This window comes from Rhizobium sp. SJZ105 (assembly GCF_007828365.1).
GTDB lineage: Bacteria > Pseudomonadota > Alphaproteobacteria > Rhizobiales > Rhizobiaceae > Agrobacterium > Agrobacterium tumefaciens.
In genome coordinates, this window is sequence record NZ_VIUP01000001.1 from 1,100,585 (window position 1) to 1,112,462 (window position 11,878).

Sequence of the window (11,878 nt, forward strand, 5' to 3'; positions counted from 1 at the left end):
ATCAGAGCAGCTTGTCGATGACAGCCGACATGGTTTCAACCGACATGTCTCCCGCGTATTTCTTGCCGTTGATGATGAAAGTCGGCGTGGAGTTGACGCCGAATTCCGTCGCACCGCGTTGCATCGTTGCGTTCACATCATCCAGAAGCTTCTGGTTCGTCAAGCAGGCCTCGAAAGACTCCTGTGAGAAACCGGCCATTTTCGACAATTGCAGCAGGGCCGCACGGGCATCCTGGGCTGTTGCCCAGCTCTGCTGCTGCTTGAACAGCATGGAAACGAACGGGAAATACTGTCCTTCCGGTGCGCAGCGCGCCAGCATGAAGGCAGCGGCGGCACGCGGATCGAACGGGAATTCGCGGATGACGAAATAGGCCTTGCCGGTATCGATGTATTTCTTCTTGATCTCGTCAAAGGTCTTGTTGTGGAAATTGGCGCAATGCGGGCAGGTCATCGACATATATTCGACGATCTTGACGGGAGCGTTCGCATCGCCGAGCGCCGCTTCCGGCAGCGGACCGGGCTTCAACACCGCAGCCATATCCACGTCACCGGTGGATTCAGGCAATTCCTGCGCCTGGGCAACGCCCGGCGTGAAGGCAAACGGCAGGGCCGTGGCAAGGGCAGCAAGTGCAACGCCGCCGAGAAGGCTGCGACGGGAAATGGTCAGTTCGGAAAAATGCATGAAAGCACCTGTTGGTAATAGACTCTATTGTCTGTTGATTCCGATATAGCGACGGCCTGTTCATCACAAGCGGGGTTTTGAACTCTTCTTGTCAAAGAATTGTGACCAGTCAAGGACCGTGCGCGACATCAAATCGTCCCGCCCCGCGGCTTCTTCTTCTGCATCACCGCCGTGCCGAGCCTTTCCACTGCCTTGCGCAGCGCTTCGCTCTCGATGCCGTCCATCATATCGTCGAGACGTTTTGCCGCATCACCGCGCAGCGGCGGCGGCTTTCGCCGGCGGGGAACGGGCTGCGATACCGGCTTCTGCACGATCCTGATCTGGCGTACCGCCGGAAAGCCAAAAAAGCCGTTGATGCGGGCGATGAGCTCGCCCTGTGCATGGGTGAGGAACAGAGCCCGCGCGCCTTCGCAGGCAATCGTCAGCACGCCCGGCTGGTAGCCGCCGCGATCCGGCCCTTCGTCGCGACGCGGCCAGGTAATCTTTTCCGGCCGCGTGCAATCGGCGAAGTCATCGCCGGCGATCTCGTCCCACGAGCCGAGCAGCGCCGTGTTGATGCCCGCCCGTTTCGACAGGAGGGGATCCATGATGCCATTGGCTATTTCGGCAATCTGGATGACGCCTTTGCGTGGATATCGCATTTTTCACTCGGGTTTCAGGACCGCACAGTCCGGAGCTTCTTGATAGGTCGGCATGAATGGCCCAACTATAGGCCGAATCGAAGAGAAACGGCAAACCATGCTTCAAAAAACCGCCCCGTCATCGCACGCGCAGATGCTGCTCGCATGGTACGACCGCCACCATCGCGAGTTGCCTTGGCGCACCTCGCCGGCCATGGCGGCACAAGGAAAACGTGCCGATCCCTATCATGTCTGGCTTTCCGAAGTGATGTTGCAGCAGACGACGGTGCAGGCGGTGAAACCCTATTTTCTGAAGTTCCTCGCAACGTGGCCTCATGTCAGCGATCTGGCGGCGGCACCGGTTGAGGATGTGATGGCTGCGTGGGCGGGACTTGGTTATTACGCCCGCGCCCGCAACCTGAAAAAATGTGCGGAAGCCGTGGCGAAAGAGCATGGCGGCGTCTTTCCCGATACCGAAGAGGGCCTGAAGAAGCTGCCCGGCATCGGCGACTATACATCTGCTGCCGTGGCGGCCATTGCGTTCAACCGGCAGGCGGCGGTGATGGACGGTAATGTGGAGCGCGTCATCTCCCGCCTTTTCGCGATAGATGCACCCCTGCCCGGCTCGAAACCCGCCATGAAGGCGAAGGTGGCGGAGCTTACGCCTTCCGACCGGCCGGGCGATTTTGCGCAGGCGATGATGGATCTCGGTGCGACGATCTGCACGCCGAAGCGCCCTGCCTGCGCGCTCTGTCCGTTCAATGGCGGCTGTCTGGCGCTTGCCCATGACGAGCCGGAGCGGTTTCCGGTCAAGGCCGCGAAAAAAGCAAAACCGGTGCGGCTGGGAGCCGCCTTCGTGGCGGTGAATGCAAGCGGCGAAATTCTGCTGCGGCGGCGCATAGAAAGCGGCCTTCTCGGTGGCATGACGGAGGTGCCGACAACAGCATGGACCGCCCGCGTGGATGGCGGCACCGACACGAGCCACGCGCCTTTTGCCGCGTCTTGGCAAGCGGCGGGCGTCATCGTGCATGTCTTCACCCATTTCGAGCTGCGGCTCACCGTCTATCGGGCACAGGTACCGGATGGGCTTGAAACCGGCGCGGATGACGGATGGTGGGAGCCGGTTACAAATCTTGACGCGCAAGCCTTGCCGACGGTGATGAAAAAAGTCATCGCACAGGCTATTCCATCCGCATTCGATGAAAGCAGGAAGTTTCGATGACCAAGATTGAGCATATCGTATTCGACATCGGCAAGGTACTGATCCACTACGATCCGCATATTCCCTATAGCCGCCTCATTCCCGATGCCGACGAGCGCAAATGGTTCTTCGAGAATGTCTGCACCCATGACTGGAACCTCGAACAGGATCGCGGACGCTGCTGGGAAGACGCCGAGGCGCTGCTGATGGAGCAGTTTCCCGAGCGGGAAGAGCATATCCGCGCCTTCCGCAAGTTCTGGCATGAGATGGTCTCGCATTCCTATGACGACAGCGTCGCGATCATGACCGGCCTGATCGATAACGGTCACGACGTGACGATGCTGACCAACTTCGCCTCAGATACCTTCCGCGAAGCGCAGAAGATGTTCCCCTTCCTCACCCTGCCGCGCGGCGTGACGGTTTCTGGCGATGTGAAGCTGCTGAAACCGGATGTGGCGATCTACGAGCTGCACGCGAAGGAATTTGGCCTCGACCCTGCCGCAAGCATCTTCATTGACGATACGCTTGTTAATGTCGAAGGCGCCAAGGCCGCCGGCTGGCAGGCGGTGCATTTTACCGGAGCGGAAAAGCTGAAGCAGGATCTGCAATCCTACGGCGTGGATGTCTGACAGACCATCAGATCCAAAAAGAAAATTGGCGCAGGCGGAAATGGCGGTCTCCTGCCTGCGCCAGTCCTGCCGCAAGCGGCATGGGACAGCAATGTTTTCGTGAACTTTCCGAACCGGATTTTCACAACCATTGCTTTGCGTAGGACACTATGACCGTTCTCTTGCGCGAAACTTGTCTGGCTAAATTTAGATATTCAAAAATACCAACGCCCGACACCGAAGTGCCGGGCGTTGGTCGTTCTCCATCCGGGACTGAAGGTACTAAACCGGACGGAGACGTATGCTGACAATGGCGGGCGGTGGATCGTTGCCTTCAGCCTTTTGGGCTTTAGACTGTCAGGCCTTTGCCAGTTCACTGCGGATGATTGTTCTCAGATCATCGATAGGCTTCAGCTGGTCGCCATCCTCGAAGTGCCAGAACGTCCATCCGTTGCATGCGTCGAGACCCTGCACCTTTGCACCAAGACGGTGAATGGAGCCGGCAGTCCCGCCGGATGCAATCGTACCATCGGCACGAATAATGGCGCTATAACGGCGCTTTGCATCGGTCAGCACCTGGCCGGGACGGACGAGACCGCTTTCCACCAGGGTGTTGAAGGCAACACGCGGTTCGGCCCTCTTGCCGGTCATAACGGTCAGCTCCGCCTTGCCGAGCGGCTCGACGGCGGCGATGCGGGCAGACGCCGCGTCGATGTAATCCTGTTCGCGTTCGATACCAACGAAGTGGCGGCCGAGACGTTTTGCAACCGCACCCGTGGTGCCGGAGCCGAAGAACGGGTCGAGCACGATGTCGCCAGGCTTGGTGGAGGCCATGATGATGCGTGCCAGCAATGCTTCCGGCTTCTGGGTCGGATGCACCTTCTTGCCGTCGTCACCTTTCAGCCGCTCATGGCCGCTGCAAATCGGGAACAGCCAGTCGGAGCGCATCTGAACGTCGTCGTTGGAGGCCTTCAGCGCTTCGTAGTTGAAGGTATAGCCCTTGGCTTTCGGATCGCGGCTCGCCCAGATCATGGTCTCATGGGCGTTCTGGAAACGGCGGCCCTTGAAGTTGGGCATGGGATTGGTCTTGCGCCAGACGATATCGTTCAGGATCCAGAAATCGAGGTTCTGGAGCATGGAGCCGACACGGAAGATGTTGTGGTAGGAGCCGATGACCCAGATGGTACCATTCGGCTTCAGCACGCGGCGGCAGGCCAGCAGCCAGGCGCGGGTGAAGGCATCATAGGCCTCGAAGGAGGAGAACTGGTCCCACTCGTCATCGACTGCATCAACCAGCGACTGATCTGGCCGGTGAAGCGTACCGCCAAGCTGGAGGTTGTAGGGCGGATCGGCGAAAATCGCATCCACCGACTGGCTCGGGAGGGCATCCAAGGCAGCGACACAATCACCTTTGATTATGCTGTCTTTCCAGGCGTCACTCTCGCCCGCACGATCAAAACCGGCACGCCGAAAATCGGCCAGCGGAAAAACTGCTGCCATTGGTACTCGCTCCATACGCTTACTCTCTACTGATGCTTATGGTTACCGAAGATGGTTATCAAAGCCTGAACAAGTCACGGAAAATGCGAAATAAATGGCTGTTGCGGCCGACACGCGCAATTTGCTGGCGCGGGCGGGGAACCCGAAGTGGCGCAAAAACGTTGTGCACAACGGGTTGTCCTGTTCCGCATGTCGGTGCTGGCAATACCGGCAACTCAGGGGGTAATCCGCAATGACGTCCGTAACGCGAGTGGCTTCTTTTTCAGTGCATGCCTTTTCCGCGGCTCTTCTTCTGGCGGCGCTGCCGTCAAGCTTGGGGGCGCAGGAGCCGGCACCGCTATACAACGTCGTCACCGACGCTGTGCTGTTCGATGGCGGCCCCTCGCTCGGCAACAGCGACAGGGTGCGGTGGGATTTCTACAAGGCCGACCGGGCCGGCGTGCGCAGCGACGTCAATGCCGGCGGCTCCTACGACGCCACCTTCGAAGCGAAGCTGCCGGCGGGCAAATATGTCGGCGTGGCAGCGCTGGGCAACATCCGTCGCGAAATACCCTTCGAGGTGAAGGAGGGAAGCCTAACGAGGCCAAAGGCGAATTTCGACGCGGCGGAACTGACGGTGGTGCCAAAACGCAGCCCCGGCGGCGATGTGGAAAGCCAGGCGAAAACCGAAATCACCAAGGACGATTTCAAGGACAGCGTCTACGGGCAGAACACGACCTTCGTGCCGGCGGGCGAACTCCTCCTCACCGGCAGCATCGGCCCTGCGCGTGCGCAGGAAACGCTTGCCATCAAGGCGGGCGAGACGATCAGCCACGACCTTGTCATCCCGAGCGGCGTGGTCGTTGCCAAGGCGGCCTATACGGACGGTGGCAAGGCTGTGGAAACGGACGATATCCGTTTCGAAGCGCTTTCAGCCAAGGAGACGCTTGATGGCACGCGCCAGACCATCAACGGCGTTTACGGCACCGGCAAAACCATGGAAATGCCTGCCGGTGATTTCGTGATGCGCGCGCGTCTTGGCAAGGTCACGGTGGAACAGCCCTTCACCGTAACTGCAGGAAAACGCACCGAGATCAACCTCAACCTCGATGCTGGTGTTCTGGCAATCACGGCACCGGGTGCGGAGCGGATCGACATCGTCGAAACGACCAAGGACCTTCAGGGTACGCAAAAGGAAATTTCCGGCCGTTATGGCAACCGGCATCAGGAGACCCTGCATCCCGGCGATTATTCGGTGAAGGTGAGCTACGACAAGAAATCCGGGCGCGAGCCGAAGGAGATCAAGGCGACGGTCAAGGCCGCCGAGAGAACCGAGACGAATGTGCCGGAGTAGCAGTAAGCCGCTGCCCGGCCGGGTGCGGCGGCGGCTCGCCAATCTTCACGCCGGTAAATCCTGATGCCGCGATGCGATCGCACAGCCTAATCCACTGGCAGCCGCGACAGGCCTGCCGGATGTCTCCGGCGGCAAAGGCCAGACGCATTTTCTCAAGCAGCTCCGGCGTCGCCCGCAGCCGCTTTCCGGCGGTAATTGTCTCGTTCAAAAGCGTTGAAACCGAAAGCCGGGCCGCCTCGTCCCTCTGGACCACGCCCTCGTTGAAACAGTGGGCATGGCTTTCGCACAACAGGCCAACGCAGATATCGTCCGGCCCATCGACCAGCTCGATATCCTCTTCGCCGGCGTTCAGCCGAGCGCCGACACGGTCGTAGTTTTCGACAAAACCGGAGGTATATCCCTTCCCCACATAGGTCAGCATGCAGAGAAGGTGATGGGGACGAAGGCGGACCGTCACAGGGCACGTTTCCGATCAAGGAAACAGATCGGCGGACAAAGGAAAAATCCGCTCCGTGATTTCGCCGTATCAGCAGCCATACATGCTCCCTTCACGCACCGCGGATCGTCATCGCGGGCGGATATCGATAACCGACTTTTCCGGCGGAGTCCAAACGAGCCCAGCCAATCGTTCCCGGCCTATCCGACGATGGCGAAGGCATCGTGCACCGAGCCTGAAGGGGTGCGGATTGCCTTGCGGCCGATCCATTGCACATGCCCGTCGAGAATTCGCACCGCCTCCTCGGCACGGCCGCCGCGCAATGCGTCGAGGATCGCGCGGTGATCGGTATCGGTGCGGCGCTCCCATCCGGCCCGCCAGGCGGAAAACAGGAACCGGGCGCTCGCGGCATGCAGGCCGTCGATCGCCTCCATCAGGCGCGGCATGTTGCAAGGCGCCGTGATGAGGCGGTGGAAGCGGCGATTGGCCTCTTCCCAATGCTGCACGTCGACCGCGCTATCGCCTTCGAGCGTGGCGGCCTCCGCCTGGTCGAGAATGGCTGAAGTCATGTTTGGAATGGCGTGGCGCAGCGCCAGAACCTCAAGCGCGGCGCGCATTTCCGCGACTTCGCGCACATCGGCGAGGCCGAAATCCGCGACCCGCACGCCGCGGCGCGGAATGCTGGCGGCCAAGCCCTGCGCCTCCAGCCTGCGGAACGCTTCGCGCACCGGCACATGCGATGCGCCGAATTCGGCGGCGATGTGATCCTGCCTCAAACGTTCACCCGGCGACAGCTCACCGCGCACGATGCGGTCAGCCAGTGTGCGGCTGATGCGTGCGGCAATGGTATCTTCGGGTCTGGTTTTCGCTGTCTTGGGCATAACATCCCATAACGCATCCGGCGCTGATCTGTGTAGCGGTTTTTGCACGCAGGAAACGCGCAAAGCCAAATCCCAGCTATGAGCCGGGCGCGACCGACCCTTGCGGGCCAGCCGGTTGAGCTTGACGCGGACTTGGTCTAAAAGCCCGGGCATCACTTTTTTCCAAGGCAAATCCGATATAGGGAGCGCCCATGAGCGGCTTCGACCTCATTATTTTCGACTGTGACGGCGTTCTGGTCGATTCCGAAATCATCGCCGCACAGGTGGAGTCCCGCCTTCTGACCGAGGCCGGGTATCCGATCTCCATCGAGGAAATGGGCGAGCGTTTCGCCGGCATGACCTGGAAGAACATCCTCCTGCAGGTGGAAAGCGAAGCCAGCATCCCGTTTTCCGCATCGCTGCTCGACAAGTCGGAAAAGCTGCTCGACGCGCGGCTGGAACGCGACGTGAAGATCATCGAGGGCGTCAAGTTCGCTCTGTCGCGCCTGACGAAACCACGCTGCATCTGCTCGAATTCCTCCAGCCACCGCCTCGACATGATGCTGACGAAGGTGGGCCTGAAGCCCTATTTCGCGCCACATATCTACTCCGCCAAGGATCTCGGAGCCGACCGCGTCAAGCCGAAGCCGGATATCTTCCTGCATGGCGCAGCCCAGTTCGGCGTTTCACCGGATCGCGCCGTCGTAATCGAGGATTCCGTGCACGGCGTGCATGGTGCAAAGGCAGCCGGCATGCGCGTCATCGGCTTCACCGGCGCATCCCACACCTATCCCAGCCATGCCGACCGGTTGACGGACGCGGGCGCGGAAACGGTGATTTCACGCATGCAGGACCTGCCCGCCGTTATTGCAGCGATGGCGGAATGGGAAGGCGCTTTTTAATCTCTGGCTTTGTCACAAACGCCACTTCGTCATGCTCGGGCCTGTCCCGAGCATCTGCAACGACTTGATTCCACGATACGTGTTCGGATCCTCGGGACAGGCCCGAGGATGACGTTGCGTATGAGCCATGGTTTGTTTGCGATCTGCCCGAAAGCCCGCAAAAGCAGCCTCCGGTTTTTACATTTCGCCCGTCAAATCACCGGCGCTTGGTCTTGGCCTTTGCGCCCTGCTCGGCAAAACCGATATAGACACTGACCGACCTCGGTGCGCCGCCCGGTCCGTTGGGAATGGCGACATGATCGTTGTTGAAGATGAACTGCGTGCCGGCACCGCCTGCAGCAACGTCGATGGCGAAATTGGTCGTTTCGCCGTAAATCTCGCCGTCGCCGTCCTTAACGGTGACGCGGATCGGTACGGTCACGCGGCCGGGCTTCGACATCGGGCCGGGAACGAGACGGCCCTGGGCCAGCACGTTTACCGTCAGCGTGGTTTCGTTCGCGGTACAAGAGCGCGTCGTGTCTGACAGCGAAACCTGATAGGCGAGTTTCTGCGGATCGTCCTTTGCGCCACCGGCATAGACGCGGTGGACGGCATTGGCATCGAGAACCGTGACCGTCGGGCAGTTGGCCTGCACCACCGGAGCAACGGCATTTGCCTGCGCCGCCGGAGGGTTGACGGCAAGCGAATCTGACGGATTGGAGGAATTGCATCCTGCAACAACGGCCAGAAGCGACATCGCGGCGGACAAACGCAAGAAATTCCCTGACACTCTTCTAATTCCCTCTCCATTGTCCCGGAACCGAACCGGAGACGCTGTTTATTGACCTTTCACGCAGGTTGGCGATGGTCTATAGCAGCGACGCCGGAAAAAATCGATTGGCATGTTTGGTTTTGCTTGAATTTTCAAAAAAGCCCTTCATTACCTCGCCAATCGCCTCATTCCGGCGGGATGCTGCTGATAAAGAGCCGGTAACGGCAACGGACAGACCGGTAAACGACAAGGGACTATCTCGTGAAATATGTATCGACCAGGGGTGCGGCCCCTTCGCTTGGTTTCTGCGACGCGCTTCTGGCGGGCCTTGGCCGTGATGGCGGGCTTTACGTGCCGCGCGAATGGCCCTCCATGTCGAAAAAGGAAATCCGCAACCTGCGCGGCAAGTCCTATCAGGACATCGCGTTTGAGGTTCTCTACCGTTTCACCGGCGGTGAAATTCCGGCCGACAAGTTCCGGGCGATGATCGACGACGCCTATGCGACGTTCCGCCATCCGGCCGTAGCACCCCTGACGCAGACCGGGCCGAACACCTTCGTGCTGGAGCTTTTCCACGGCACCACGCTTGCCTTCAAGGACGTGGCGATGCAGCTTCTCGCCCGCCTGATGGATTATACGCTGGCTGAGCGCGGCGAGCGCGCCACCATCGTCGGCGCCACCTCCGGCGACACGGGCGGCGCAGCCATCGACGCCTTTGCCGGGCGCGAGCGCACCGACATCTTCATCCTTTTCCCCAACGGCAAGGTCTCTCCGGTGCAGCAGCGCCAGATGACGACCTCCACCGCCTCCAACGTGCATGCGCTGGCGATCAACGGCAATTTCGACGATTGCCAGAACCTCGTCAAAGAAATGTTCAACGACGCAAAGTTCCGCGACGGCGTCAAGCTTTCGGGCGTCAACTCCATCAACTGGGCGCGCATCATGGCGCAGGTGGTCTATTATTTCACGGCGTCCCTGTCGCTCGGCGGTCCCGACCGGAAGATTTCCTTCACAGTTCCAACGGGCAATTTCGGTGATATCTTCGCCGGTTACGTCGCCAAGAAGATGGGCCTGCCGATCGACAAGCTTGTCATCGCCACCAACGACAACGACATTCTGGCGCGCACGCTGAAGACCGGCCGTTACGAGATGCGCGGCGTCACCCCCACCACCTCGCCCTCGATGGACATCCAGATCTCGTCCAATTTCGAGCGGCTGCTGTTTGAAGCCTATGGCCGCGATTCCGCTGCGGTAAAGGCATCGATGGATGGCCTCAAGCAATCCGGCGCGTTTGAAATCCCGCCGCATGCGCTGAAATTCATCAAGAAGGATTTCCGCGCCGGCCGCGCCACCGAAAAGCAGGTGGCGGCGACGATCCGCGATACGCTTGAGAAAACCGGTTACCTGATCGATCCGCATACGGCGACCGGCGTTTTTGTGGCGGAAAAACACGAAAAGGCATCAAGCCCGATGGTTGTCCTGTCCACTGCCCATCCGGCTAAATTCCCGGCCGCCGTAAAATCCGCTTGCGCAATCGACCCGGCGCTTCCAGTATGGCTAGCTGACATTATGAACCGGGAGGAGCGTTTCGACATTCTGGACGCAGAGCTGAAGACGGTGGAAACCTTCATCGGCAGCCACGCACGCGCCGGCAAATAGAGACGCGGAAAGACTTGATATGAGAGTTAATGTGACCCGGCTTTCGTCCGGGTTGACCGTTGTCACGGAAAGAATGCCGCATCTCGAAAGCGTTGCTCTTGGGGTGTGGATCAAATCCGGGTCCCGCAACGAGACGACTGCCGAGCACGGCATCGCCCATCTTCTCGAGCATATGGCCTTCAAGGGTACGGCGCGCCGTACCGCCCGGCAGATCGCCGAAGAGATCGAAAATGTCGGCGGCGAAGTCAACGCCGCGACATCGACGGAAACAACTTCATACTACGCCCGCGTCCTGAAAGACCACGTTCCGCTCGCCGTCGATATTCTTGCAGACATCCTGACGGAGTCGCTGTTCGACGAAGACGAGCTGGAGCGGGAGAAAAACGTAATCCTCCAGGAAATCGGTGCCGCCACCGATACGCCTGACGATGTGATTTTTGACAATTTTTCCGGCGTCGCCTATCGCGACCAGACCATCGGCCGCCCGATCCTCGGCACTCCGGAAACCGTGCAATCCTTCACCAGCGCCCAGATCAGGCATTATCTCGCCCGCAACTATACGACGGATCGCATCTTCGTCGTTGCAGCAGGTGCTGTCGATCACCAGAGCTTCGTGAAGCAGGTGGAAGAACGTTTTGCCTCGCTGCCGCAGCTGCCGGTCACCACGCCGGTTCTCGAAAAGGCGATCTATACCGGCGGGGAAATCCGCGAGACCCGTGACCTCATGGACGCGCAGGTGCTTCTCGGCTTCGAGGGCAAGGCCTATCACGCCCGCGATTTCTACTGTTCGCAAATTCTCGCCAATATTCTTGGGGGCGGCATGTCATCGCGCCTGTTCCAGGAAGTGCGAGAGTCCCGCGGCCTTTGTTATTCCGTTTATGCCTTCCATTGGGGTTTTTCCGACACCGGCATTTTCGGCGTGCATGCGGCGACCGGCGGCAACGACCTGCCGGAACTGATGCCCGTCATCGTCGACGAGTTGCGCAAATCTTCCCAGACCATTCATCAGGAAGAAATCGACCGCGCCCGCGCACAAATCCGCGCGCAACTGCTGATGGGTCAGGAAAGCCCGGCAGCCCGTGCCGGCCAGATGGCACGGCAGATGATGCTTTACGGCCGACCCATCCCCAATGAGGAGATGATGGAGCGCCTGAACGACATCACGCGGGAACGCCTGACCGATCTTGCAGGACGGCTGTTTTTCGATACAGTTCCGACATTGTCTGCAATTGGCCCGCTCGAACAGCTGCCGCCTCTTTCAGACATTACTGCCGCGCTTTCCGCGCAGCAGCCCGCAAGGATAAAAGCGAACGGCTGAGGGTTGCG

At 59.9% G+C, this 11,878-nt stretch carries 12 protein-coding genes; 6 read left to right on the forward strand and 6 right to left on the reverse strand.

Annotated features, from left to right (window positions below):
- Position 1 precedes the first annotated feature (1 nt).
- A complete protein-coding gene (locus tag FB593_RS05560) occupies positions 2 to 682 on the reverse strand; it encodes a DsbA family protein (RefSeq protein WP_003511833.1) in 681 nt (226 codons plus the stop codon).
- Between the two features lie 128 nt (positions 683 to 810).
- Entirely contained in the window at positions 811 to 1,323 is a 513-nt protein-coding gene (locus FB593_RS05565) for a DUF721 domain-containing protein (protein WP_003511832.1), read from the reverse strand.
- 97 nt (positions 1,324 to 1,420) lie between these two features.
- On the opposite strand from FB593_RS05565, the gene mutY reads away from it, so the two are divergent.
- Positions 1,421 to 2,524, forward strand: coding sequence for an A/G-specific adenine glycosylase (gene mutY, locus FB593_RS05570; RefSeq protein WP_112751901.1), 1,104 nt, complete (start codon positions 1,421 to 1,423; stop codon positions 2,522 to 2,524).
- Positions 2,521 to 3,132, forward strand: coding sequence for an HAD family hydrolase (locus FB593_RS05575; protein WP_112751900.1), 612 nt, complete (start codon positions 2,521 to 2,523; stop codon positions 3,130 to 3,132). The genes mutY and FB593_RS05575 overlap by 4 nt, the downstream gene beginning before the upstream one ends.
- 336 nt (positions 3,133 to 3,468) lie before the next feature.
- On the opposite strand, the gene FB593_RS05580 is transcribed toward FB593_RS05575, so the two are convergent.
- Complete coding sequence (locus FB593_RS05580) at positions 3,469 to 4,611, reverse strand: site-specific DNA-methyltransferase (protein ID WP_003511827.1); 1,143 nt, start codon at positions 4,609 to 4,611, stop codon at positions 3,469 to 3,471.
- A 232-nt stretch (positions 4,612 to 4,843) separates the two neighbouring features.
- Between FB593_RS05580 and FB593_RS05585 the strand changes: the two genes are divergently transcribed.
- Complete coding sequence (locus FB593_RS05585; RefSeq protein ID WP_065661290.1) at positions 4,844 to 5,944, forward strand: hypothetical protein; 1,101 nt, start codon at positions 4,844 to 4,846, stop codon at positions 5,942 to 5,944.
- Here the strand turns inward: FB593_RS05585 and FB593_RS05590 are convergent.
- Together FB593_RS05590 and FB593_RS05595 are read right to left on the reverse strand one after the other, a co-directional pair.
- Positions 5,904 to 6,365, reverse strand: a complete 462-nt coding sequence (locus FB593_RS05590) for a DUF1284 domain-containing protein (RefSeq protein ID WP_145166497.1) — start codon at positions 6,363 to 6,365, stop codon at positions 5,904 to 5,906. The genes FB593_RS05585 and FB593_RS05590 overlap by 41 nt on opposite strands.
- 215 nt (positions 6,366 to 6,580) lie before the next feature.
- Positions 6,581 to 7,261: a GntR family transcriptional regulator gene (locus tag FB593_RS05595; RefSeq protein ID WP_013635630.1), complete on the reverse strand. Its 681-nt coding sequence runs from the start codon at positions 7,259 to 7,261 to the stop codon at positions 6,581 to 6,583.
- A 191-nt stretch (positions 7,262 to 7,452) separates the two neighbouring features.
- Between FB593_RS05595 and FB593_RS05600 the strand changes: the two genes are divergently transcribed.
- Positions 7,453 to 8,142: an HAD family hydrolase gene (locus FB593_RS05600; protein WP_145166377.1), complete on the forward strand. Its 690-nt coding sequence runs from the start codon at positions 7,453 to 7,455 to the stop codon at positions 8,140 to 8,142.
- A 196-nt stretch (positions 8,143 to 8,338) separates the two neighbouring features.
- Here the strand turns inward: FB593_RS05600 and FB593_RS05605 are convergent, their stop codons facing one another.
- Positions 8,339 to 8,878: a hypothetical protein gene (locus FB593_RS05605; RefSeq protein WP_003511819.1), complete on the reverse strand. Its 540-nt coding sequence runs from the start codon at positions 8,876 to 8,878 to the stop codon at positions 8,339 to 8,341.
- Positions 8,879 to 9,154: 276 nt separating this feature from the next.
- Here FB593_RS05605 and thrC point away from each other — a divergent pair, with 276 nt between their 5' ends.
- Positions 9,155 to 10,552, forward strand: a complete 1,398-nt coding sequence (thrC, locus tag FB593_RS05610; RefSeq protein ID WP_003511817.1) for a threonine synthase — start codon at positions 9,155 to 9,157, stop codon at positions 10,550 to 10,552.
- 19 nt (positions 10,553 to 10,571) lie between these two features.
- Positions 10,572 to 11,870 carry a M16 family metallopeptidase gene (locus tag FB593_RS05615; protein WP_003511816.1) on the forward strand — a complete coding sequence of 433 codons (1,299 nt, stop codon included), beginning with the start codon at positions 10,572 to 10,574 and terminating at the stop codon, positions 11,868 to 11,870.
- Positions 11,871 to 11,878: the final 8 nt, after the last annotated feature.